At 72.1% G+C, this 22,624-nt stretch carries 20 protein-coding genes; 13 read left to right on the forward strand and 7 right to left on the reverse strand.

Features of this window, described 5'->3' with window-relative positions; all coding sequences use genetic code 11:
- Positions 1 to 172 precede the first annotated feature (172 nt).
- The 8 genes from ACIA8X_RS22565 to ACIA8X_RS22600 all read left to right on the forward strand — a co-directional run bounded on the left by ACIA8X_RS22565 (position 173) and on the right by ACIA8X_RS22600 (position 8,555).
- The gene (locus tag ACIA8X_RS22565) at positions 173 to 1,225 is read left to right on the forward strand and encodes a BMP family ABC transporter substrate-binding protein (RefSeq protein ID WP_393457716.1); all 1,053 of its coding nucleotides are present in this window, start codon (positions 173 to 175) and stop codon (positions 1,223 to 1,225) included.
- Entirely contained in the window at positions 1,206 to 2,777 is a 1,572-nt protein-coding gene (locus ACIA8X_RS22570) for an ABC transporter ATP-binding protein (protein ID WP_393457719.1), read from the forward strand. Before ACIA8X_RS22565 ends, ACIA8X_RS22570 begins: the two co-directional genes overlap by 20 nt.
- Before the next feature lies 1 nt (position 2,778).
- Complete coding sequence (locus tag ACIA8X_RS22575; RefSeq protein WP_399458953.1) at positions 2,779 to 3,822, forward strand: ABC transporter permease; 1,044 nt, start codon at positions 2,779 to 2,781, stop codon at positions 3,820 to 3,822.
- A complete protein-coding gene (locus ACIA8X_RS22580; RefSeq protein ID WP_393457725.1) occupies positions 3,822 to 4,691 on the forward strand; it encodes an ABC transporter permease in 870 nt (289 codons plus the stop codon). Before ACIA8X_RS22575 ends, ACIA8X_RS22580 begins: the two co-directional genes overlap by 1 nt.
- Positions 4,688 to 5,440: a nucleoside phosphorylase gene (locus ACIA8X_RS22585; RefSeq protein ID WP_393457728.1), complete on the forward strand. Its 753-nt coding sequence runs from the start codon at positions 4,688 to 4,690 to the stop codon at positions 5,438 to 5,440. Before ACIA8X_RS22580 ends, ACIA8X_RS22585 begins: the two co-directional genes overlap by 4 nt.
- On the forward strand, positions 5,437 to 6,732 hold the full coding sequence (locus ACIA8X_RS22590; protein WP_399458955.1) for an amidohydrolase: 1,296 nt from the start codon (positions 5,437 to 5,439) through the stop codon (positions 6,730 to 6,732). Before ACIA8X_RS22585 ends, ACIA8X_RS22590 begins: the two co-directional genes overlap by 4 nt.
- Positions 6,733 to 6,801: 69 nt before the next feature.
- Positions 6,802 to 7,473, forward strand: coding sequence for a FadR/GntR family transcriptional regulator (locus tag ACIA8X_RS22595; RefSeq protein ID WP_393457734.1), 672 nt, complete (start codon positions 6,802 to 6,804; stop codon positions 7,471 to 7,473).
- 155 nt (positions 7,474 to 7,628) lie between these two features.
- The gene (locus tag ACIA8X_RS22600) at positions 7,629 to 8,555 is read left to right on the forward strand and encodes a PAC2 family protein (protein ID WP_393457737.1); all 927 of its coding nucleotides are present in this window, start codon (positions 7,629 to 7,631) and stop codon (positions 8,553 to 8,555) included.
- Between the two features lie 75 nt (positions 8,556 to 8,630).
- Here the strand turns inward: ACIA8X_RS22600 and ACIA8X_RS22605 are convergent, their stop codons facing one another.
- A complete protein-coding gene (locus ACIA8X_RS22605) occupies positions 8,631 to 9,605 on the reverse strand; it encodes an SMP-30/gluconolactonase/LRE family protein (protein WP_399458956.1) in 975 nt (324 codons plus the stop codon).
- 311 nt (positions 9,606 to 9,916) lie between these two features.
- On the opposite strand from ACIA8X_RS22605, the gene ACIA8X_RS22610 reads away from it, so the two are divergent.
- A complete protein-coding gene (locus ACIA8X_RS22610) occupies positions 9,917 to 11,653 on the forward strand; it encodes a S8 family peptidase (protein WP_393457743.1) in 1,737 nt (578 codons plus the stop codon).
- Between the two features lie 35 nt (positions 11,654 to 11,688).
- Positions 11,689 to 12,291, forward strand: a complete 603-nt coding sequence (locus ACIA8X_RS22615) for a hypothetical protein (protein WP_393457746.1) — start codon at positions 11,689 to 11,691, stop codon at positions 12,289 to 12,291.
- Between the two features lie 69 nt (positions 12,292 to 12,360).
- On the opposite strand, the gene mshC is transcribed toward ACIA8X_RS22615, so the two are convergent.
- The 4 genes from mshC to ACIA8X_RS22635 all read right to left on the reverse strand — a co-directional run bounded on the left by mshC (position 12,361) and on the right by ACIA8X_RS22635 (position 15,857).
- Positions 12,361 to 13,590 carry a cysteine--1-D-myo-inosityl 2-amino-2-deoxy-alpha-D-glucopyranoside ligase gene (gene mshC, locus ACIA8X_RS22620; protein ID WP_399458957.1) on the reverse strand — a complete coding sequence of 410 codons (1,230 nt, stop codon included), beginning with the start codon at positions 13,588 to 13,590 and terminating at the stop codon, positions 12,361 to 12,363.
- A 111-nt stretch (positions 13,591 to 13,701) separates the two neighbouring features.
- A complete protein-coding gene (locus ACIA8X_RS22625; protein ID WP_393457752.1) occupies positions 13,702 to 14,520 on the reverse strand; it encodes an SCO1664 family protein in 819 nt (272 codons plus the stop codon).
- Positions 14,484 to 15,074 carry a DUF3090 domain-containing protein gene (locus ACIA8X_RS22630; protein ID WP_393457755.1) on the reverse strand — a complete coding sequence of 197 codons (591 nt, stop codon included), beginning with the start codon at positions 15,072 to 15,074 and terminating at the stop codon, positions 14,484 to 14,486. Before ACIA8X_RS22630 ends, ACIA8X_RS22625 begins: the two co-directional genes overlap by 37 nt.
- 96 nt (positions 15,075 to 15,170) lie before the next feature.
- Entirely contained in the window at positions 15,171 to 15,857 is a 687-nt protein-coding gene (locus tag ACIA8X_RS22635; protein WP_399458959.1) for a histidine phosphatase family protein, read from the reverse strand.
- Between the two features lie 62 nt (positions 15,858 to 15,919).
- Between ACIA8X_RS22635 and corA the strand changes: the two genes are divergently transcribed.
- The gene (gene corA, locus ACIA8X_RS22640) at positions 15,920 to 16,918 is read left to right on the forward strand and encodes a magnesium/cobalt transporter CorA (RefSeq protein WP_393457761.1); all 999 of its coding nucleotides are present in this window, start codon (positions 15,920 to 15,922) and stop codon (positions 16,916 to 16,918) included.
- A gap of 31 nt (positions 16,919 to 16,949) precedes the next feature.
- Here the strand turns inward: corA and ACIA8X_RS22645 are convergent, their stop codons facing one another.
- Together ACIA8X_RS22645 and ACIA8X_RS22650 are read right to left on the reverse strand one after the other, a co-directional pair.
- Positions 16,950 to 17,738 (reverse strand): ferritin-like domain-containing protein, encoded by a 789-nt coding sequence (locus ACIA8X_RS22645; protein WP_393457764.1) that lies wholly within the window; start codon positions 17,736 to 17,738, stop codon positions 16,950 to 16,952.
- Between the two features lie 258 nt (positions 17,739 to 17,996).
- The gene (locus ACIA8X_RS22650) at positions 17,997 to 19,052 is read right to left on the reverse strand and encodes an LLM class F420-dependent oxidoreductase (protein ID WP_399458960.1); all 1,056 of its coding nucleotides are present in this window, start codon (positions 19,050 to 19,052) and stop codon (positions 17,997 to 17,999) included.
- A gap of 186 nt (positions 19,053 to 19,238) precedes the next feature.
- Between ACIA8X_RS22650 and ACIA8X_RS22655 the strand changes: the two genes are divergently transcribed.
- The gene (locus ACIA8X_RS22655; RefSeq protein ID WP_393457770.1) at positions 19,239 to 20,222 is read left to right on the forward strand and encodes an aldo/keto reductase; all 984 of its coding nucleotides are present in this window, start codon (positions 19,239 to 19,241) and stop codon (positions 20,220 to 20,222) included.
- Entirely contained in the window at positions 20,219 to 22,468 is a 2,250-nt protein-coding gene (locus ACIA8X_RS22660) for a helix-hairpin-helix domain-containing protein (protein ID WP_393457773.1), read from the forward strand. The genes ACIA8X_RS22655 and ACIA8X_RS22660 overlap by 4 nt, the downstream gene beginning before the upstream one ends.
- Positions 22,469 to 22,624: the final 156 nt, after the last annotated feature.

Below are 22,624 nucleotides of genomic sequence, written 5' to 3' on the forward strand. Positions count from 1 at the left end.
TGCTCACCAGGCGCCGCTTCCTTGACTTCGGCCGGTGCGCCGGCGACGGCTGTCGACCCTGACTCGCCCCTGAGCCGCCGAGCCGCCCCCACCTCGGCCCCGGCCCCGTCGCCCACCTCACCGCACACGCTCACCGTCGAGCGCTCCTTGCCGCACCCCCGGAAGGTCCCCGATGCCCTCGAGATTCCGCCGTTCCCTGCAACTCGCCGCCACCACCGCGCTCGTGGTCACCGCGGCCACCGCCTGCAACGCCGCCGCGAAGAAGGACACCGCCGACAGCGCGAGCGGCGGCAGCGGGAAGTCCTTCACGCTCGTCACCCCCGACGCCGTCGGCCAGAACGAGTTCCTGAAGCTCGCCGTCAGCGGCGTCAAGGACGCGGCGAAGCAGCACGACGGGTCGCAGAAGGTGTACGAGTCCACGGACACCGCCTCCCAGCAGCAGAACGTCCAGGCCGCGGTGGACGCCAAGCCGGACGTCATCGTGCTGGTCGGCTTCGAGTTCGCCGACCTCGTCGCCCAGCAGGCCGAGAAGAACCCGAAGCAGCAGTTCCTGATCGTCGACGCGTGCACCACGAAGACGTATCAGAACGTCAGCTGCGCGGTCTTCCGCGAGCACGAGGGCGTCTACCTCGCGGGCGCCGAGGCGGGCCTGCTCAGCAAGTCGGGCAAGGTCGGCGCGGTCGACGTCCTCGACACGCCCCAGTTCCGCCGCTACAGCGACCCGTTCGCGGCCGGCGCCAAGAAGGTCGCCGCCAAGACGGAGACGTCCACGCGCTTCGTCGGCGGCCAGTCCCCCTTCGACGACTCGGCCCGCGCCAAGGAGCAGGCGAACTCCCTGCTCGCCAAGGGCTACGACCAGATCATGGCGGCCGCCGCGGCCGGAAACTACGGCGTCTTCGAGGCGGCGAAGGCCAAGGGCGCGTTCGCGTACGGCGTCGACGTCAACCAGTGCGTCTCGGCTCCCGGCACGGTCGTCGACAACGTGATCAAGCGCACGGACGTCGCCGTGGAGAAGGGCATCGAGTCGGTGCTCGCCGGAAAGACGGGCACGACCGTCTCGTACGGCCTGAAGGAGGGCGGCATCAGCCTCACCGGCCTGGAGGACGGCGTGGACTCGTCGAAGTGCGTGATCGCCGACCACAAGGACGTCCTGAAGCAGGTCGAGGCGCTGCGCGACCAGATCGTGGCCGGGAAGCTGACGGTCGATGACCCCGCCGCGAGCTGAGGTCGAGGGCGCCGGGGTCGTCAAGGGCTCCGACGGCGTCGCGGTCGAGCTCCGGGGAATCACCAAGCGGTTCCCCGGCACGCTCGCCAACGACGCCGTCGACCTCACCGTCCGGCGCGGTGAGATCCACGCGCTGATGGGCGAGAACGGTGCGGGCAAGTCCACGCTGATGTCGGTGCTGTACGGCATGGAGCGCGCCGACGCCGGTTCGATCCAGGTCGACGAGCAGGCCGTCACATCCGGCTTCGCCAGCCCCTCCGAGGCCATGGCCGCCGGGCTCGGCATGGTGCACCAGAGCTTCAAGCTGTTCGACTCCCTCAGCGTCGCCGAGAACGTCGTCTACGCCGCCGAGCCGCGCCGCTTCGGCCTGGTGGACCGGGCCGCCGCCCGCCGCCGGGTGCGTGAACTCGCCGAGGAGCACGGGCTGTCCGTCGACCCGGACGCGCGGGTCGGGGACCTGCCGGTGGGCCTGCGCCAGCGCGTGGAGATCCTCAAGCTGCTGCACCGCGGCGCCCGCACCCTCATCCTCGACGAGCCGACCGCCGTGCTCACGCCGGCCGAGGCGGACGCCCTGTTCGCGGTGCTCAAGTCGCTGGCCGCCGAGGGCCGTACGGTGATCCTTGTCACCCACAAGCTGCGCGAGGTCCTCGAAGGCAGCGACCGGGTGACCGTGCTGCGGGACGGCCGGGTGGTCGCCCGCCTGGTCACCGCGGAGACCTCCGCCGACGAGATCGCCGCCGCGATGACCGGCCGCACGGTCGAGCTGGACCGCATCCACGCGCCGGGCACCCCGGGCGAGGTGGTCCTCGACGTGGCCGGTCTGGCCACCGACGCCGTGCGCGACGTCGACCTGACCGTGCGCGCCGGGGAGATCGTCGGCATCGCGGGCGTGGCGGGCAACGGGCAGAGCGAGCTGGTCGAGGCGCTGGCCGGGCTGCGGCAGACCGGCGCCGGGCGGGTCACGCTCCAGGGCGCGGACATCACCCACGCCTCGGCGACCGAGCGCCGCGCCAAGGGGCTGGCGTACGTCCCGGAGGACCGCCACGCGGTCGGTACGGCGCCCGCGGCCTCGGTCGCGGACAACCTCGCGATGGGCCACCACCGTACGTCCCTGTCCTCCCGAGGACTGCTGCCGCCGACGGCCGTCCGGGCGCACGCGAAGAGGCTGGTCGAGCGGTTCGGCATCAAGACGTCGACCCCTGAGGTGCCCGCCTCCGCACTGTCCGGCGGCAATCTGCAGAAGCTCCTGATCGGCCGCGAACTCGCCCATGACGCACCGCTGCTGCTCGTCGAGCAGCCCACGCGCGGTGTCGACATCGGCGCCATCCAGAACATCCACGACCAGCTGATCGCCTACCGCGACGCCGGTCACGCCGTCCTGCTCGTCTCGGCCGAGCTGAGCGAGATCCGGGGGCTCGCGGACCGGGTGCTGGTGATGTACGAGGGCCGGGTCGCGGCGTCGTACACCAAGGACGAGGCGGACGAGCGGACGCTGGGGCTCGCGATGGCGGGCGGCGGCGACACCCGCGCGCAAGTGAAGGCCGCTGACTGACATGAGACTTGATCACATAGCGGGAGCCCTGCGCTCCCCCATCACCTTCTCCGTGCTCGCGGGCGTCGTCATCGGCGCGCTCTTCCTCGTCGGCACCGGCGCGGACCCGATCACGGCCTACGAGGCGGTCCTGACCGGCGCGCTCGGCGCCGACGGCATCGGCTCCACCCTGACCACCGCCACCAGCGTGCTCGGCATGGCGCTCGCGCTGGCGATCCCGCTGCGCGCCGGGCTCATCAACCTCGGCGGCGACGGCCAGTTGGTGCTGGGCGGCATCACCGCGGCCGTGACCGGCCTGTACTCGCCGCTGCCCGCGCCGCTCACCGTCGTACTGGCGCTGCTCGCGGGCATGGCGGCGGGCGCCGCGTACGCCGTGCTGGCCGCCCTGTGCGAGAACCACCTCGGTGTCCCGCTGCTGGTCAGCAGCCTGCTGCTGAGCTACCCGGCGGTGTCGCTCGCCTCCTACCTGGCGCGCTACCCGCTCAAGGAGCCCGGCTCCAGCCTCCCGCAGACACGGGCCCTGCCGGACGGCGTGGCGCTGCCCGCGTTCGGGGAGTCCACGGTGACCGTCGGTCTCGTGCTCGTCGTGCTCGCGGCGGCGGCGTACTGGTTCACGGATCGGCGCACCGCGATCGGGTACGAGATACGGATGACGGGTCTCAACGCGCGCTTCTCCGCCTACGCGGGCGTCGAACGCAAGGCCCTCACCCTGAAGTTGATGTCCGTCTCCGGCGCGCTCGCCGGACTGGTGGGCGCGATCGGGGTGTTGAGCTTCCCGTACCGCTTCGTCGACGGCTCGCTGACCGCGCCCGCCTACACCTGGACGGGTCTGACGGCCGCGCTGCTGGCGGCCGCGGCTCCGCTCGGCACGCTGATCGCCTCGTTCTTCTTCGCGGTCCTCCAGGTCGGCGGGCTCGCGATGGAGCGGACGACGGAGGTGCCGCGCGAGCTGACGCAGGTGCTCCAGGCGATCGTGATCGTGTTCCTGGCGGCCCGGCTGCGTTTCCCCGGTCGCTGGTTCAACCGTCGTAAGGAGGCGGTGTGATGTTCTTCGACTCCGATCTCCTGATGTCGGCGCTGCGCGCGCTGACCCCGATCCTGCTGGCCGCGCTGGGCGGTGCCCTGTGCGAGCGGGCGGGCGTGTTCAACATCGGCCTCGAAGGCATGATGCTGATGGGCTGCTTCACGGCCGTGGCGACGAGCTGGTTCACCGGCAGCCCCTGGCTGGGCGTGCTGGCGGCGGCGCTCGCGGCGGCGGCGTACTCGCTGATCCTGGCGGTGGGCGCGGTGACCCTGCGCGGGGACGCGGTGGTGCTGGGCATCGCCATGAACCTGCTGGCCGTCGGCCTCACCAGCTTCCTGCTCCGTACGGTCTTCGGCGTCCAGGGCACCTTCGACGACCCGGCCCTGGCCGGGCTGCCGCTGGTCGGCGGCTTCACGCCGCTCGCGTATCTGGCGTGGGCGACGGTCGGGGTGGCGGCTCTGCTGCTGTCGCGGCATGTGTGGGGGCTCAGGCTGCGCGGGGTCGGCGAGGCGCCGGACGCGGCGGCCACGCTCGGGGTGAACCCGGCGAAGTACAAGTACGCGGCCGTCCTGGTCTCGGGTGTGCTGTGCGGTCTCGCCGGAGCCCAACTCGCCCTCGGCAACGTCACGTTGTTCTCCGAGAACATGACGGCCGGCCGGGGCTGGATCGCGGTCGTCGCGGTCATGCTCGGCCGCGCCCTGCCGCTCGGCGTGCTGCTCGCCGCCCTGCTGTTCGGCCTCGCCGAGGCGGCCGGCTTCCGTCTCCAGGGCCTCGGCCTGCCGCAGCAGGCGACCGACGCCGCGCCGTACGTCGTCACGCTCGGCGCCCTCTTCCTCACGACGGCCCGCCGCCGTCGCACCCGTCCCCGTCCCTCCGGAGCCGCCTCATGACCCAGGACCTGCTGCCCGTCACCCGCATACCCCGCACGGGACTCCCGCCGCACGCGATCGTCGTCGGCGACCCGGCCCGCGCGGCGGCCGTCGCCGCGCTGCTTGACGGCGCCGAAGAGGTGTCGTACCACCGCGAATACCGTGCCTTCAGCGGGAGTTGGAAGGGCGTGCCGGTCACCGTCGCCTCGCACGGGGTGGGCGGGCCGGGCGCGATCCTGCTGTTCCAGGAGCTGGCGGATGCGGGCGTACAGGTGATTCTGCGGTTCGGTACGGCGGGTGCGATGCGGCCGGGCATCGGCGACGGCGACCTCGTGATCGCGGAGGCGGCCGTACGGGACGACGGGGTCACGCAGCAGCTGCTGCCGCCCGAGTACCCGGCGATCTCCGCGCCCGAGGCGGTGCTGGCGCTCCAGCGGGCGGCCCGCGAGGCGGGGGCGCCGCACCACCGCGGCATCGTGTGGACCCGCGCGGCCTTCCAGCCGGGGCTCATCCCGCTCTTCTCCTACGACGGTGCCGGGCTCGCGGCGATCGAGATGGAGCTTTCGGCGCTGCTGGTGACGGCGTCGCTGCGGGGACTGGTCGCGGGCGGCGTGCTCGTCATCGACGGGGCGAACGCGGACGAGCTGGTGGACGAGGCGGGCGCCAGCGCCTACGACCCGCACCGTGAGGTCGTCGCGGCGGGTGTGGAGCGGGGCGCCGTCGTGTCGCTGGAGGCGTTGCGGCTGCTGGCGGAGGGGAACGCGCTGTGAGCGTCGACCTGCTGGTGCACGGCGGTGACGTCCTGACGGTGGACGAGTCCGGAACCGTCGTACGGGGCGGGGCGGTCGCGGTCGACGAGGGCGAGATCGTCGCCGTCGGTCCCGCCGAGGAGCTGTGTACGCGGTTCACGGCGCGGGAGTCCATCGACGCGGCGGGTTGCCTGGTCCTCCCCGGCCTGATCAACACCCACACCCACCTGGCGATGACGTTGCTGCGCGGCCGCGCCGACGACGTCACGCTCCAGGGCTTCCTGGAGCGGGTGCTGCGGTGGGAGGCCGAGCTGCTGACGCCGAAGAACGTGGCGGCGGCGGTGCGGCTGGCGGTGGCCGAGAGCGTACGGGCCGGGGTGACCTCGGCGCTGGACATGTACTGGTTCCACGAGGCGGCCGAGCGGGCGGCCCGCGAGTCGGGCTGGCGGCTGCTGACCGGGCCGACCTTCATGGACGTCCCCGAGCCTCCGGACAAGCTCGCCTTCGAGGACCGGATGGAGTGGGCCCGCCGGGACCTGGAGGCGCGCGGCCCGGCACGGCACGGTCGCCGTCCCGTCGTCTTCGCGCACTCCGCGTACACCCTCTCCCCCGACCAGCTCACCGAGATCGCCGCCCTGGCACGGGAGTTCGGGGCGCTGCTGCACATCCACGCCGCCGAGAACGGGACCGAGGTCGCCACCGTCGAGGTGCGCTGGGGCAAGCGCCCGGTCGAGCTGCTCGACTCCCTCGGGCTGCTCGGCCCCGACCTGCTGCTCGCGCACGCCGTGGAGCTCACCGGACCGGAGATCGCGGCGCTGGCCCGCACCGGCACGGCCGTCGCCCACTGCCCCGTGTCGAACCTGAAGCTGGGCTGCGGCATCGCGCCGGTGCCGCGGCTGCTGAGCGCCGGGGTGACCGTCGGGCTCGGCACCGACGGGGCCGTCAGCTCCAACACCCTGGACGTGCTGGGGGCGGTGCGGCAGGCGGCGCTGGTGCACAAGGCGGGCGGCGATCCCACGGCGGTCGGCGCCGAGCGGGCCGTACGCATGGCGACGGCCGAGGGCGCGCGGGCGCTGGGGCTCGCGGAGCAGCTGGGCTCGCTGGAGGCGGGCAAGCGGGCCGACCTGATCGTGCTCGACCTGAACGCACCACACCTGCGCCCGCTGCACGACCCGTGGTCCACGCTCGCCTACGCGGCGCACTCGGCGGACGTGCGGGACACGGTGGTCGAGGGGCGGATTCTGATGCGGGACCGGGTGCTGACGACGCTGGACGAGGAGGCGGTGATCGCCGACTTGGAGGCGCTGCTCTGAACAGGCACCATAATGAGGCTGAGACGTCGGATGACTTGCGTGACGTCCCGAACGACAGGGAGGCGGGCCATGGCTGTCACCGACGAGGCGATCGAGAAGATCAAGGGCATGATCGTCTCCGGCGCGCTGCGCCCCGGCGACCGGCTCCCCAAGGAGAGTGAGCTGGCCGCCGAGCTGGGGCTGTCCCGCAACTCCCTGCGGGAGGCCGTGCGGGCCCTGTCGCTGATCCGGATCCTGGACGTACGGCAGGGCGACGGCACCTACGTCACCAGCCTCGACCCACAGCTGCTGCTGGAGGCGCTGAGCTTCGTCGTCGACTTCCACCGCGACGACACGGTGCTGGAGTTCCTCGCCGTGCGCCGCATCCTGGAGCCGGCCGCCACGGCGATGGCCGCGTCCCGGATCAGCGAGCAGCAACTGAACGCGCTGGCCAACCAGTTGGACAAGCTCGGCACCGAACCGTCGGTGGAGGAACTCGTCGCCTGCGACCTGGAGTTCCACCGGGGCATCGTGCAGAGCTCCGGGAACTCCGTACTGTGCTCACTCCTCGACGGGCTCTCGGGGCCGACGACGCGGGCGCGGATCTGGCGGGGGCTGACCCAGGAGGACGCGGTCAGCCGGACCCTGCACGAGCACCGGGCGATCCTGGAGGCGTTGCGGGACCGGGACGCGGAGGCGGCGCGGTCCTGGGCGACGGTGCATATCGCGAGCGTGGAGCAGTGGTTGCGGTCGACGCTGTGAGTGCCCCGATACAGGTCGGATGACTGTCGGGTGTTCCGGGGTGGCGATCGGGGCAGTGATCCGTTCACTCCCCCGTGCAAGGGGGCTGCGGGCGCCCCCGCCGCACGCCGTAAGGTTGGGTGGTCAAGCGAGGGCACGTCGGAAGGAGGCACTGGGTGATCGAGCTCGAGGGGGTTCCCGAGCTGATCGACCCGGTCATGGTGGCCGCGTTCGAGGGCTGGAACGACGCCGGCGACGCCGCCTCCACCGCGGTCGCGCATCTGGACAGGGAGTGGAAGGGCGAGGTGTTCGCGGCGCTCGACGCCGAGGACTACTACGACTTCCAGGTGAACCGCCCCACGGTGTGGATGGACGACGGAGTCCGCAAGATCACATGGCCGACGACAAGGTTGTCGGTCGTCCGGGTCGGCGGCGAGAAGCCGCGCGATCTCGTTCTCGTCCGGGGTATTGAACCGTCCATGCGGTGGCGCTCGTTCTGCAACGAGCTGCTCGGCTTCGCGCACGAACTGGGCGTGGAGCTGGTGGTCATCCTGGGCGCCCTGCTCGGCGACACCCCGCACACGCGTCCGGTCCCGATCAGCGGGACCACGTCCGACCCGGACCTGGCCCGCCGTATGGACCTGGAGGAGACCAAGTACGAGGGCCCGACGGGCATCGTCGGCGTCCTCCAGGAGGCGTGCACGCACGCCGGCGTCCCGGCGGTGTCGCTGTGGGCGGCCGTACCGCACTACGTCTCGCAGCCGCCGAACCCGAAGGCGACGCTGTCCCTCCTCAACCGTCTGGAGGACCTGATCGACGTGCGCATCCCGCTGGGCGAGCTGCCCGAGGACGCGCGCGCCTGGCAGGTCGGCGTGGACCAGCTGGCCGCCGAGGACAGCGAGGTCGCGGAGTACGTGCAGACGCTGGAGGAGGCCCGGGACACCGCGGAGCTGCCGGAGGCGTCGGGCGAGGCGATCGCCCGCGAGTTCGAGCGGTATCTGCGGCGCCGGGACGGCGGCCCGACGGCCGACGACCGTACGCGCCCGCCGATGCCGCCGAAGCCGGGCGCCAAGGACGAGGACGAGGACTCGTCGGAGGACTGAGGCCCTGAGGGGCGAGCAGAGGGCGGTGGGCCGAGCTGCGCACCGCCCTCTGCTGTCCCAGGCGTCACCCGGGTGTCAGGCGGGCACCGAGATCACGTCGTACGTCGTCTCCGGCGTCGGTGTCGTCGTGAAGCGCGCGTTGGGCAGGTAGAGGCGGCCCTTGTGCGCGGCCACCGTGGTCGGCACGTCGAAGAGCGGGTCGGTGATCCGGCGCTGGAAGACGCCGCTGCGGCCGTCGGCGGCGAGCTTGAACACGTCGATCGCGTTCTGCCGGTTCTGGACGACGTACAGCGTCCGCCCGCTCAGCAGCAGGCCGTCGCCGTTGGTGAGCGGGGCCGCGTCACCGAGGTCGACGAGCTGGGTGACGCCGGTGCGCGGGTCCACGCGGTGCAGGCCGCCGACCCCGGACTGCACGACGAGGAGCGCCGAGCCGTCGGGGGCGGCCGTGATGCCGTTGGCGTTCACGACCTCGCCGGCGACCTGGCTCCAGTCGCCGCTCAGCGTGATCTTCACGATGTCGTCCGGGTCCGGCAGTTCGCCGTGCCGGCCCAGCGGCAGGGCGTACAGCGCGGGCTGGAAGGAGTCCGTGAACCAGGCCGCGCGCGGGGTCAGGAACACGTCGTTGGCGAAGGTCGGGGTCGCCGTGGTGAGGACGTACGAGGCGAGGACCTTGCCCGTGCGGGCGTCCACGACGCGGGCGCCCTGGCCGCGTCCGGCGACGAACAGGCGTCCCCGGTGGTCGAGTTTGAGGCCGACCGAGGGCGTGCCCGGGCCCGTCGAGATGATCGAGCCCTCGCCGGTGCGCAGGTCGGCACGGTAGATCGAACCGTCGCCGAGGGAGCCGAGGTAGGCGTACGGCCCGCCGCCGATGGCGATGCCCTCCGGGCGGAAGCCGTTCGGCAGGTGGATCACGGCGGGCCGGGTCTTTTCGGCCGCCGCGGCGGAGGTGCCGACGGATCCGGCGAGCGCGGCGCCGGCGGTGGCGGCGCCGGCCGCGAGAAGTCTCCGGCGAGTGAGATGAGGTGCGAAGGAGCGGTGTTCGGGGGCCACTGTGCGTCCTTCCGCGGACGGGGACCGGCCGTCGGCTGGTCCAACGGTCAACTGTCTCCTCCACCCCATCACACGCCGACCGCCTCCGCAGCAGGAGCCAGCCTCTCGACAGCGACTGGACAGGATCTGGCCCGATTGTGGCGTGACATCTGTTTCAGGACGGATTGCACACGGTACCCAATTCAACCTATCTAAAACTGAGTTGGCGAAATATGCCTGGACGGACCGGGCCGCGCGTGCTTGGTTGTCCCACGAAGGCGCGCCGCACCACCCGCACTTGGTACCCACAGGACCGAAGGGAGCGGCAGACGATGACCGACCAGGCAGATCCGGCGCAGGGCCCGGGAGCGTCCGGGCCGGGGCCCGACGGAGCGGGATTCACCTATCGAGGAGCCGAGCGGGAACTGATCGTCGTCGCCCGTCCCGAGGCCCGGCTGCGTGCCCAGGCCGAGGGCGTGCGGTCGGTGGCGGGCTCGGACGTCTCGGCCCTCAACATGTTCCTCAGTGATGAACAACTCGTGCTGGAGCCGCTGTTCGGCAGCGAGGAGCGACTCCAGCAGTCCGCACTCCAGCAGACCGCCGGCACGGGCGACGCGCCCGACCTCGCGCTCTTCTACCGGGTGCGCGGCGGGGAACGCCGCGCCGAGGAGCTCAGGGCGCGCATCGCCGCGCTGCCGGGGATCGACTCGGCGTATGTGAAGCCGGGCGCGGTGCCGGCTGCGATCGGGCAGGTCGGCGAGGACGGGCGCCTGAAGGAGGGCGCGCCGGTCACACCCGACTACAGCGGCCGGCAGGGCTATTTGCGGCCCGCGCCCGAGGGCGTCGACGCGTACTGGGCCTGGCAGCGGCCCGGCGGCGCCGGTCAGGGCGTGACCGTGATCGACGTGGAGGGCTCCTGGCAGCTGGGCCACGAGGACCTGGCGGCCAAGCTGGCCGGCGTCGTCGTCGGCACCCCGCTGACCGACCTCGCCTGGCGCAACCACGGCACCGCCGTGATCGGCGTGATCGGCGGCGACCGGGGCGAGTTCGGCGTCACCGGCATCGTGCCGGAGACGGTGACCGCGGCCGCGTCGTTCCAGGGCATCGGTACGGCGGCCGCGATCCACGCGGCGGCGGACCGGCTAGGCCCCGGCGACATCCTGCTGATCGAACTCCACCGCCCGGGGCCCCGGTTCGAGTACGCCGAGCGCGACGACCAGCGCGGATACATCGCGCTGGAATGGTGGCCGGACGACCTCGCCGCCATCCGGTACGCCACCGCCAAGGGCGTCCTCGTGGTGGCGGCGGCGGGCAACGGCGCCGAGTCGCTCGACGACGCCGTCTACGAGCGGCGCCCGGACGGGTACCCCGAGTCGTGGCGCAACCCGTTCAACCCGTCCAACCCGTCCTCCGGCGCCGTCCTGGTCGGCGCGGGCGCCCCGCCGCCCGGCACGCACGGCCGCGACCACGGCCCGGACCGCTCACGGCTCGCGTTCTCCAACTACGGCGCCCGCGTGGACGCCCAGGGCTGGGGGCGTGAGGTGACGACCACCGGCGGCTTCTGGGACAAGCCCGGCGATCTGCAGGGCGGGCCCGAGGAGATCGCCTGGTACACCGACACATTCTCGGGGACCTCCTCCGCCTCCCCGGTGGTGGTCGGCGCGCTGGCCGCGCTGCAGGGCATGCTCAAGGCGGCCGGTCAGCAGCCGATGTCCCCCGAGCGTGCGCGTGCGGTGCTGCGGGCGACAGGCTCGCCGCAGCAGGACGCGCCCGGCCGGCCCGCCTCCCAGCGGGTCGGCAACCGGCCCGACATCAAGGCGGCGGTCACCTATCTGCTGCCGCAGGCGGTCGGCTCGGGCAAGGCCGAGCGGTACTGGGACGAGTTGCTGCCGTATCCGCGTGAACTTCCGCCCAGGCTCCGGCTGTTCGTGGCCGGCGACTGGCGGAACCTCAATCATCCGTCCCCCGAGATCCGCCAGGCGGTCCATACCGCCTTCGCGGGGGGACGGCCCGATGTCCGAGTGTGGTTCTCGGACGACGAGATCGTCGGCCTGGTCATCACCGGCTGACGCAGCCCATCACATCAAGGGAAGGTGACACCCGCATGAGCACCACCCCGCAGATGAGTCACATGGGACAACAGCAGGGCCAGCAGTTCCCGAGCACGTCGCCGTATCAGCAGCAGCCGTTCGGCCAGCAGCAGGGCTTCGGCCAACAGCAGGGCGGCTACGGCCAGCAGCAGCCGTACGGCATGAGCGGCTCCCTGGAGCAGCTCCAGCAGCTCGGCCAGCAGCAGCCGTTCCAGCAGCTGCTGCAGCAGCTCGGGCAGCAGGGCGTCCAGGGACTCCAGGGTCTCGGCCAGCAGGGCTACGGCGCACCGCAGCAGGTCGACCAGCAGCAACAGCAGGCCGAGCAGCAGGTGCTGCAACTGGTGCAGCAGCTCACGCAGGCCTCCGTCCAGCAGGCGCCTCAGGCGGCCCCGCAGGCCGGTATCGCCAACGGCTACATCGACATCGTGCAGCCGCTGCCGGGCCAGCCGTCGCAGATCTTCCTGCGCATCAACAACGTGTTCCGGGTCTTCAACAACCCGAACGCGCAGACCCACGACCAGGTCCAGGAGGCCTTCGCGTTCGGCCACCAGGTCATCGGCGTGTGGGACACGAGCCAGCCGCTGGTCCTGCGGAGCATCCAGATCCGCAAGCTCTGACCGGCATGTGAACCAAAAGGGGCGCTTCCTCCCGCGGGGAGGAAGCGCCCCTCTCCAGGTCCGAGGCCCCTACAGGGCCACGCCCAGCAGCGCGTCCACCGCGCGCGACACCACACCGGGGGCGCCCGAGTCCGTACCGCCCCGCTCCTCCTGTACGGCTGCCCAGCGGTCGACGGCGGCGAGTGCGGCCGGGGCGTCGAGGTCGTGTCCGAGGGCGTCGCGGATCTCCTCGACCAGCGCCTCGGCGGGCGGACCGTCGGGCCGGGACACCGCGGCACGCCAGCGGTCGAGGCGGGCGAGGGCATCCTGGAGCACCTGGTCGGTCCACTCCCAGTCGGCCCGGTAGTGGTGGGCGAGGAGGGCGAGCCGGATGGCGACGGGGTCGACGCCCTCGCGTCGCAAATGCGACACGAAGACCAGGTTCCCCTTGGACTTGGACATCTTCTCGCCGTGCAGGGCGACCATGCCGGCGTGCACATAGGCCTTGGCCATGGGGAACTCGCCGGTCAGCACCTGGGCGTGCGAGGCGCCCATCTCGTGGTGCGGGAAGGCGAGGTCGGAGCCGCCGCCCTGGACGTCGAAGCCCATGCCGAGGTGGTCGAGGGCGATCGCGACGCACTCGATGTGCCAGCCGGGCCGGCCGCGCCCGAGCGAACCGCCGTCCCAGCTGGGCTCTCCGGGCCGTGCGGCCATCCACAGCATCGGGTCGAGCGGGTTCTTCTTGCCCTGACGGTCGGGGTCGCCGCCGCGCTCGGCGGACAGCAGCCGCATGGCGGCGGCGTCGAGGTTCGACACCTTGCCGAAGTTCGGGTCGGACTCGACGGAGAAGTAGATGTCCCCGTCGAGTTCGTACGCGGCGCCGGCGTCCCTCAGGCGCTCCACCAGCGGCACGATGCCGGGTATGGCCTCCACCGCGCCGATGTAGTGCTTCGGGGGCAGCATGCGCAGGGCGGTCATGTCCTCGCGGAAGAGCGCGGTCTCCTTCTCGGCGAGGGCGACCCAGTCGATGTCGTCGCGCTCTGCCCGCGCCAGGAGCGGATCGTCGACGTCGGTCACGTTCTGGACGTAGTGAACCTGCCGCTTGGTGTCGAGCCACACGCGCTGAACGAGGTCGAACGCGTTGTAGGTCGCCGCGTGACCCATATGGGTCGCGTCGTACGGCGTGATGCCGCAGACGTAGATACGGGCGACGGGACCGGGGTCAAGGGTGACCAGACCGCCGGTCGCGGTGTCGTGGATCCTCAGGCCGCGGCCCTGACCAGGCAGGGCGGGGACCTCAGAAGCGGGCCAGGCATACATGTCATGAGCGTAACCGGACGGATGTTCCGTACACGAACCGGACCAGGCCGGATGGCCGGTAAGGCCTTCTTGCGCGATACCGGCCATTGTGCTGCGGGACGAGAGAGGCCGCTAGACGGGCGGCCACGGAATGGCCGGCCACTCTCCGCTCGGTTCCGGGTGCTTACCGGACGCCAGAAGCGCCTCGACACGCGCGCGCGTGGCATCCACCTCCGCGGCGGTGATCAGTCCGGCCAGGCGTACGGCGAGCTCACCGCCCTCCTTCAGCCCCTCCCGCAGGGCGCAGAGCGCCTCGACCGCCTCCGCCGTCAGCGGCTGGCCCGCCCAGCCCCACAGCAGCGTCCGGAGCTTGTTGTCGACGTTGAAGGTGACGCCGTGGTCGATGCCGTACAGCAGGCCGGCCTCGGTGGGCAGCAGGTGCCCGCCCTTGCGGTCGGCGTTGTTGATCACGGCGTCCAGGACGGCGAGCCGCCGCAGCCGCTCGTCGTCGGCGTGCACCAGCAGGGCGGTCTTCCCCTCGCCGACCTCGGCGAGACCGATCGCCTTCCAGCCGGGCTCGGGCTCCTCGCCGTCCACCAGGGCGAGCAGCTCGGCCTCCGGCGCCGCCTCGATCCACAGCTGGACCATGCCCTCGCCGTACGGCCCGTCCCGCAGCACGGTGGGCGGTACGAGCCCCCAGCCGGTCGCCTCGGAGACCTCGTACGCGGCGACCTCGCGCTGCGCGAGCGTCCCGTCGGGAAAGTCCCACAGCGGCCGCTCACCGGCGACCGGCTTGTACACGCAGGACGCCTCCCGCCCCTCGTACGCGACCGTGCAGAACAGCGCGGCGTTGGACGCCTCACGGATGCGGCCGCGCACGGTCAGCTCGCCCTCGGCAAGCAGCTCCACCGAGGTCACGCTCCGCGGCGGTATCCGTTCTGGCGCGGACATACATGTCCTTCCGGGTCGAGCGGGAGACTGCACAGCGGACACGGCGGCCGCCCCGCGTTGACGACATCCAGGGCGCGCTTGGCGAAGGCCCTCGCCTGCGCGCCGGTGAGCCGGACCCGCAGCATCGGGGGGCCGTTCTCCTCGTCCTGCAGCAGCCGCTCCTCGGCCTCGGCGAGGTCCTCCTCGGAGTCCGCGTCGAGCTCCACGAGGGCCTGCGCCTCGACGATCATGCGCTGCTCGTCACCGTCCCAGGCGAGGGCCATGGTGCCGACGCGGAACTCCTCCTCGACGGGGGTGTCCAGCGGTTCGGTGTCGGAAATCTCGGTGGGCGCCACGGCGGGGACGGCGGCGCTGCCGCCACTGCGCCGGACGACCTCGTCGAGCAGTTCGTCCATGCGCTCGGCGAGGGCGGCGACCTGGGTCTTCTCCAGGGCCACGCTGGTCACCCGGGAGCCTGCGGTGGCCTGGAGGAAGAACGTACGGCGTCCGGGCAGTCCGACCGTACCGGCCACGAAACGTTCCGGGGGGTCGTAGAGGAACACCTGACGGGACACGTCCTGTCTCCATTGGAATCGTGAGTACGGCGAAATCGACGGCGAAATCGTGGGTGCGGCGCTACTTCGACCGCTTCACCCTACTGCGCTCGACGATCACGGTGCGCCCGCGCCGCCGCCGACCGTCGCGTCACCGGCCGGCGGCTCCTCGCGCGGGGCGAGGGACGCGAAATCACCGGTGTCCCCGAGGCGTACGAGGAACGGCCTCAGGCGTGTGTAGCGGATCGCGGTGATGGAACACGGTTCTACGGAAATCCTCTGGAAGAGGTCGAGATGAAGACCCAGTGCGTCCGCCACGAGGGACTTGATGATGTCGCCGTGCGAGCACATCAGGTAGACGGCGTCCGCACCGTGATCGCGCTCCACGCGCGCGTTCCATTCGCGTACGGCCTCGGCGGCCCGGGTCTGCATGGCCCGCATCGACTCCCCGCCGGGGAACGCGGCGGCCGACGGATGGGCCTGGACGACCTCCATCAGCGGCTCGTCCCCCAGCTCGGCGAGCTTGCGGCCGGACCAGTCGCCGTAGTGGCACTCCCCGATCCGCTCGTCGGTGTGCGCGGTGAGTGCGGGCCGGGCGTCGAGCAGCGGCCGGATCGTCTCCTGGCAGCGCTGCAAGGGACTCGCGACGACCTCGGAGATCGGCAGAGCGGCGAGCCTGCCGGGCAGTGCGGCGGCCTGTGCGGCCCCGCGCTCGTCGAGGGCGACGCCGGGCGTCCACCCGGCGAGCAGTCCCTCGGTGTTGGCGGTGGAACGTCCGTGCCGGACCAGGATCAGCGTGGGCATGCGGCCCAGCGTAGGCGCACGACGGGGTGCGCTCGGGGCCGGGCGGCGGGAGAATACGCTCCGTGATCGTCGACTGCGGCATCTACCGGGACGGGCGGCGCACGGAGGGGCCGGACGACTTCTCCGACGCCCTGGATCTGTGCCGTCTCCAGGACGACGCGTTCGTCTGGATCGGCCTGTACGAGCCCACGGAGAAGGAGTTCGACCGGGTAACCGAGGAGTTCGGGCTGCACCCGCTGGCCGTGGAGGACGCCCTGAAGGCGCACCAGCGGCCCAAGCTGGAGGTGTACGACGACTCGCTCTTCATGGTCCTCAAGCCGGTCGGATACGAGCCGAAGAGCGACATCGTCTCCTCCGGCGAGGTCATGGTCTTCGTCGGCGACTCGTTCGTGGTGACCGTCCGGCACGGCGAGGAGGCGCCGCTCGGGGCGGTACGGCGCCGGCTGGAGCACGAGCCCGAGATGCTCCGGCACGGCCCCACGGCGGTGCTGTACACGATCGCCGACGCCGTGGTCGACCACTACGTGGACGTGGCCGACGAACTGGGCACCGACCTGGAGGAGCTGGAGGCGGAGGTGTTCTCGCCGACCGGCGGCAGCTCCCGGCACACGGCGTCCCGCATCTACGCCTTCAAACGGCAGATCCTGGAATTCAGGAGGTCCACCGGCCCGCTGGCCCAGCCGCTGACCCGGCTCGCGGGCACGGGCCTGTTCGGGGTGCGCGTGCCCTTCGTGCACGAGAAGGCGCAGCCCTTCTTCCGTGATGTGAGCGACCACCTCACGCGCGTGAACGAGGCGGTGGAGGGCCTGGACCGGCTGGTCTCCGACATCCTCGCGGCGCATCTCGCGCAGATGAGCGTCCGGCAGAACGACGACGTGCGGAAGATCTCGGCGTGGGCGGCCATGGCCGCGATCCCCACGATGATCGCGGGGATCTACGGGATGAACTTCGAGCACATGCCGGAGCTGCGCTGGACCTGGTCCTATCCGCTGCTGATCGCGGGCATGGCCGCCGTCGAGGTGCTGCTGTACCGGTTGTTCAAGAGCCGGGGCTGGTTGTAGGGACCGGTTGCCGGGGCCGGTTGCGGCGTCGTCAGGCGAACTCGGGCGCCGAGGTGGCGGGTCCGCCCAGCGCGTCGCGGCGTTCCGGCATCTTCAGGGACACCATGCGCCGCCAGCCCGCGAACCGCTCCCAGGCGTACACGGCGTGGATCCCCGCGGCGAGCACCGCGGCTTTCGGCCGGGGCCAGCCGAGGATGCGGCCCATGTGGTCCATGACCGCGAGGCTGACGTCCCGGTAGATCCGGATCTCGGCGAGCGCGCACTCGCGCAGCGTCCGCTGGATGGCCCGGCCGTGCCCCTGGGCCGCGAAGCGCAGGAGTTCCTCGTGGCAGTAGGCGAGGTGGTTGTCCTCGTCGCCCGAGATCATCTTGACCGCGCGGCCGAGCTCGGGGTGGTCGGCGAAGTGCTTGCGCAGCAGGTCCATCTGCTCTGCGGCGCGCTGTTCGGTGACCCTGCTGTGCGACAGGTAGGTGACGATGTCCTGGACGGTGAGCTGTTCGTCGCTCTTGAGCTTGTCGTGGGCGAGGCCGATGCCGTGGTTCTCCAGCAGCATCGTGTAGTCGGTCTCGGGCGGGACGGGGACGGGTTCGAGACCGCGCTTCTTCAGCAGGGCGTTGAAGATCCGCCCGTGCTTGTCCTCGTCCGCGCCGTGCCGGGTGATCTTGGGTGCGAGAGCGCGCTCGCTCTCCGGGACGAGCGCGGCGATGCGGGCGTTCTCCCAGCCGCCCTGGGACTCGCCACTGGCCGCGATCGAGCAGAACAGGCGGAAGGACTCGTCGTTGTCGAGGATCTCCTGGAACAGGCTCTTGGCCGAAAGCATCGTTGGCACCTCTCTGCAGGACGCAGGACTACGCACTCCGCTGGACTCCGCAGGATTCCGCAAAGAACGAGTCAAATGCGCTGAGACAGGTGCTGCAACAGTTGTGTCGGACAACTCCGCCAAAAGAATGACCATCGGGGTCACGACGGGGGCGTAACCGCGTGGGCACGCGCGCGTTGTTCTGCATGACGGCCGTGGCGGGGAAGACCCCCGAGCCCCCACCACGGCCGCAGGAACTTCCGTGAACCGCCCCCCGTGCTACGCCAGTCCGGCGCGCTCCAGGGCCTCGGTGCCGGCGCGGAGCGAGGCGAGCCGCTCGTCGAGCGTGAAGCCCGCGGGGGCGAGGCTGAGGGTGGTGACCCCGGCCGCCGCGTACTCCTTCATCCGGTCCGCGATGCGGTCCACGGAACCCAGCAGCGTCGTCTGGTCGATCAGCTCGTGCGGGATGGCGGCCGCGGCTCCTTGCTTGTCGCCGGACAGGTACTTCTCCTGGACCTCGGCTGCCGCGGCCTCGAACCCCATGCGCTGCGCCAGCTGGTTGTAGAAGTTCTGCTTGGCGCTGCCCATGCCGCCGACGTACAGCGCGGTGTAGGGACGGAAGGTGTCGGCGAGCGTCGTCACATCCTTGTCCTCGCCTACGGCCAGCGGGAGCGTGGGGCAGACGTCGAACCCGTCGAGGGTCTTGCCGGCCTTCTCACGCCCCGCGCGCAGGTGCCGGATCGTGGTCTCCTCCAGGTGCGCGGCGGAGGGGAAGATCACCAGGGCGCCGTCGGCGATCTCACCGGTCTGCTCAAGGTTCTTCGGGCCGATCGCGGCGATGTACAGCGGGATGTGCTCGCGCTCCGGGTGCACGGTCAGCTTGATCGGCTTGCCGGGGCCGCCGGGCAGGGGCAGCGTCCAGTGCTGACCCTCGTACGACAGCCGCTCGCGCGTCATGGCCTTGCGGACGATCTCGACGTACTCACGCGTGCGTGCCAGCGGCTTGTCGAACTTGACGCCGTACCAGCCCTCGGAGACCTGCGGCCCGGAGACGCCGAGGCCGAGCCGGAAGCGGCCGCCGGACAACGAGTCGAGGGTCGCGGCCGTCATCGCGGTCATCGCCGGCTGGCGGGCCGGGATCTGGAAGATGGCGGAGCCGACGTCGATGCGCTCGGTCTGGGCGGCGACCCAGGTGAGCACCGTGGCCGCGTCCGAGCCGTACGCCTCGGCGGCCCAGCACACGGCGTATCCCAGCCGGTCGGCCTCCTGCGCGACGGCGAGGTTGTCCGCGTCCATTCCGGCACCCCAGTAGCCGAGGTTGATCCCGAGCTGCATGGCCGATTCCCCTTACCGATCAGTAACGTCCCTTGTAGGCCCGACCATAGCGCGGGGGACCTCCCACGGGGAGGGCGATGTGGCGGGCGTCGCGCGACCGGCCGACGGCATCCCCGGTAACCGTCCCGGAAACTGGTCATCCACAGGCCCCCACATGGCAGGTTCTGGCCAGTAATCTCGGCGTTCATGGAGCAGAGGCATCTCGGCCGCACCGGCCTGCGCGTGTCCCGGATCGGGCTCGGCACCCTCACCTGGGGAAGGGACACCGACGAGCACGACGCCGCGGACCTCCTGAAGACGTTCTGGGAGGCGGGCGGCACCCTCGTCGACACGGCCGACGTGTACGGCGACGGGGAGGCCGAGTATCTGCTCGGCCGGCTCATAGAAGGGCTGGTCCCGCGCCGGGACCTGGTGATCTCGACGAAGGCGGGCAGCGTGCCCGACCCGGACCGCCGCTTCGACGGTTCGCGCGGCCATCTGCTCGCCGCACTGGACGCCTCGCTGGCCCGGCTCGGCACGGACTACGTCGACGTCTGGCACATCCACGCCTACGACCCGTACACCCCGCTGGAGGAGACCCTCCAGGCCCTCGACCTGGCGGTCAGCAGCGGACGCGCCCGCTATGCCGGCGTCTCCAACTTCTGCGGCTGGCAGCTCGCCAAGGCGGCGACGTGGCAGCTCGCGGCGCCGGGCATACGGACCCGGCTTGCGAGCACGCAGCTGGAGTACTCGCTGCTGCAGCGGGGCATCGAGCGGGAGGTGCTGCCCGCCGCGCTGGACCTGGGCATCGGCCTGCTGCCGTCCTCACCACTCGGCCGGGGCGTACTGACGGGCAAGTACCGGAGCGCGACACCACCGGACTCCCGCGGCGCCTCCGAACACCTCGCCCCCTTCGTCGCGCCGTACCTCGACGACACGGCGAGCCGCATCGTGGACGCCGTGCAGACTGCGGCCGACGGCCTGGCCGTGACCCCCCTCCAGGTCGCCCTGGCCTGGGTCCGCGACCGGCCCGGCGTGGCCGCACCGGTCATAGGCGCACGCAACTCACAGCAGCTCACGGCGGCATTGTCAGTGGAGGCCCTTAGTCTTCCTGACGAGATCTGCCGGGCGCTCGACGACGTGTCAGCGCCCGTGCACCGCTATCCCGATCACGACTGGAGCACGCTGTGAGCACGGAGCCGCCGGAGACCACGGAGGAAACCGAGCCGGGGACCCCGGGGGCCACGCCGGAGGGCGGGGCGCCGGAGGGCGGGGTTTCGCGGTCGGACGGCGAAAGCCTGGACGGCCAGGCCGGGGACGACGAGAGCGCGGCCCCTGGGGCCGAGTCGGTCGACGGCGATGCCGACGGCGCGACCGCGCCCGGGACGTCCGCGGCCGGCGACGGCGACACCGCGTCCCAGATGTCCGAGGCCGAGGCCGAGCTGGCCGCTCAGCGGATCGAGCGGGAGCGCATCGAGCGACGGAAGGCCGAGAGGGCCGGGACCGTGCAGAGCGGGGCCAAGCTCAGCGGGAAGGCCGCCGATCTGCTCGCGGCCGTACGGGCCGTGGAGGGCGGCGCGAAGCCCGCTGCCACCGTCTTCAGCGAGCCGGAGCCACAGCCCCGCCCCGCCCAGGAGCCGGTCCGCCGGCCACAGCCCGTGGTGACGTCCGACGCCCCCGCCGCCTCCGCACCGGAGACCGTCGAGTCCGTACGGCGCGTGCTGACCGAGGGCGGCGCACCGGAGGCTCTCGCCCCGCAGGTCGCCGCAGCGCTCGGCGAGGGCGCTGACGACCAACTGCGCGCGGACCCTTGGCAGTTGCTGCGCGTCGGCGGCGTACGGCCGGAACAGGCCGACGGCTTCGCGCGGGCCCTGCTCGGCGCGGAGTGCGGACCGGACGACGAGCGGCGCGGCCGGGCGGTCACCGTCTGGCTCCTGGAGCAGGCGGCCCTGGCCGGGCACACGGCCCTGGAGATGCCGACGCTCACCGCGGCCCTGGCCCAGCGGGGCGTGCCGGACGCCGATACGGCCGTACAGCACACGCTGACCGAGGGCGAGGCCCTCGCCTTCCAGGACGCCCTGGACGAGCCCGGCGCCCCGGCCAAGCGGGACGACGAGGAGGGGCAGGACGAGGAGCGGCCGGTCCGTGTCCTCGTCGGCCTGGAGCGGTACGCCCTCGCGGAGGAGAGCCTCGCCGACGGACTGGCCCGCCTGATCAACTCGGCGCCGAAGCAGGACGGTTCGGCCGAGGAGTGGGAGCGGGCGGCGACCGCCGCGGGCTCCGCCGCCGACCTGATCCGCGCGGTCGCGGCACACGGCCTGGTCCTCCACACCGGCGGCGAGGCGTCGCTGGCCGAACCGGCGGCACTGCTGCACGCGGCGCGGGCTCTCGGCCTTCGCGCCTGGGCGGCGACTCACAGCCCACAGGGGCGAGGCCGCTTCTCGGCACTGCTGAGCGCGGGTGATGACCGGCAGGAGTTGCCCGGCGTGGTCACCGTGGCCGGTCTGCTCTCCGGCGCCGAAGGGCCCGGGCGGGACGTGGAAGGTGCGCTGGACCTCGATCTGCTCGTCGTGCTGGACGCGCCCCAGCTGGACGTCGAGACGGCGGCGCTGCTCACGGAGTCGCTTCCGGACGGGGCCCGGCTGGTGCTGGCCGGGGATCCGGCGGTGCTCTGGTCGGCGGGGCCCGGGCGGGTTTTCGCCGATCTGCTGGCCGCGCGGATCTGCCCGCAGCTCGCCTCGCGGCGGCCGGATCCCGGCCCGCTGGGCGAGCTGGTGTCCGGTGTCGGCATCGGCGAACTGAACCAGGTCGAGGCCCCCGGCAAGGAGGTCGTGATCGTGCCCGTGCGGGACGCGGGCGAGGCCGTGCACCGCACCGTGCAGCTCGTCGCTGACTCGGTGCCGCGCGCGATCGGCGTCCCCACCGAGCAGACCCAGGTGATCACGCCGGGCCACGGCGGAGCGGCAGGCACCCGCGCCCTGAACGCCGCGCTCAAGGAGCGGCTCAACCCCGGCCCCGGCCGCTTCGGCGGCTTCGACCCCGGTGACCGCGTCGCCTACTCCCCCGCACCGGGCCGTACGGTGCCGGGCCAGGTGGTGACGGCCGACGCCGAGGGACTGCACCTGTCCTGCGCGGGCGAGCCCGTGGTCGTACCGAAGGAACGGGTGGAACAGTCCGTGCGCCACGGCTGGGCCCTGACCGCACACCAGGCGGTGGGCGCCCGATGGCCGGCGGTGGTCGTCGTCCTCCCCGGCGACGCGGCCCAGTCCCTCAGCCGCCCCTGGGTCTACACAGCCTTCAGCCGCGCCGACCGCCACCTCTCGGTAGTCCACGGCGCGGAACAGGCCCTCCCCCGAGCGGTCACCGAAGTCCCGGCAAAGCCCCGCACGACCCGCCTCCCGACCCTGCTCAAGCCACAGGTGCCATCGGCGGACTAACCGATCCGCTGGAGGAACCAGCAGGACGGCCCACCTAAAGGGGCGCGGGGAACTGCGCGACCAGCCACACACGGACCCGCAGCCGCACACTCACCGAAGCCCCACGGCGAGACCGCACCACACAGCACGTCGGCGGCGGTCACGGATGATCTCCGT

Origin of the sequence: Streptomyces sp. NPDC051738, assembly GCF_044453205.1 — a bacterium.
GTDB lineage: Bacteria > Actinomycetota > Actinomycetes > Streptomycetales > Streptomycetaceae > Streptomyces.

Coding starts and splice junctions, on each gene's coding strand:
- ACIA8X_RS22565 (WP_393457716.1), top strand. CDS start 173: ATGCCCTCGAGATTCCGCCGTTCCCTGCAACTCGCCGCCACCACCGCG.
- ACIA8X_RS22610 (WP_393457743.1), top strand. CDS start 9,917: ATGACCGACCAGGCAGATCCGGCGCAGGGCCCGGGAGCGTCCGGGCCG.
- ACIA8X_RS22635 (WP_399458959.1), bottom strand. CDS start 15,857: ATGCCCACGCTGATCCTGGTCCGGCACGGACGTTCCACCGCCAACACC.
- mshC (WP_399458957.1), bottom strand. CDS start 13,590: ATGTATGCCTGGCCCGCTTCTGAGGTCCCCGCCCTGCCTGGTCAGGGC.
- ACIA8X_RS22595 (WP_393457734.1), top strand. CDS start 6,802: ATGGCTGTCACCGACGAGGCGATCGAGAAGATCAAGGGCATGATCGTC.
- ACIA8X_RS22650 (WP_399458960.1), bottom strand. CDS start 19,052: ATGCAGCTCGGGATCAACCTCGGCTACTGGGGTGCCGGAATGGACGCG.
- ACIA8X_RS22580 (WP_393457725.1), top strand. CDS start 3,822: ATGTTCTTCGACTCCGATCTCCTGATGTCGGCGCTGCGCGCGCTGACC.
- ACIA8X_RS22615 (WP_393457746.1), top strand. CDS start 11,689: ATGAGCACCACCCCGCAGATGAGTCACATGGGACAACAGCAGGGCCAG.
- ACIA8X_RS22585 (WP_393457728.1), top strand. CDS start 4,688: ATGACCCAGGACCTGCTGCCCGTCACCCGCATACCCCGCACGGGACTC.
- ACIA8X_RS22575 (WP_399458953.1), top strand. CDS start 2,779: ATGAGACTTGATCACATAGCGGGAGCCCTGCGCTCCCCCATCACCTTC.
- ACIA8X_RS22655 (WP_393457770.1), top strand. CDS start 19,239: ATGGAGCAGAGGCATCTCGGCCGCACCGGCCTGCGCGTGTCCCGGATC.
- ACIA8X_RS22570 (WP_393457719.1), top strand. CDS start 1,206: ATGACCCCGCCGCGAGCTGAGGTCGAGGGCGCCGGGGTCGTCAAGGGC.
- ACIA8X_RS22645 (WP_393457764.1), bottom strand. CDS start 17,738: ATGCTTTCGGCCAAGAGCCTGTTCCAGGAGATCCTCGACAACGACGAG.
- ACIA8X_RS22625 (WP_393457752.1), bottom strand. CDS start 14,520: ATGTCCGCGCCAGAACGGATACCGCCGCGGAGCGTGACCTCGGTGGAG.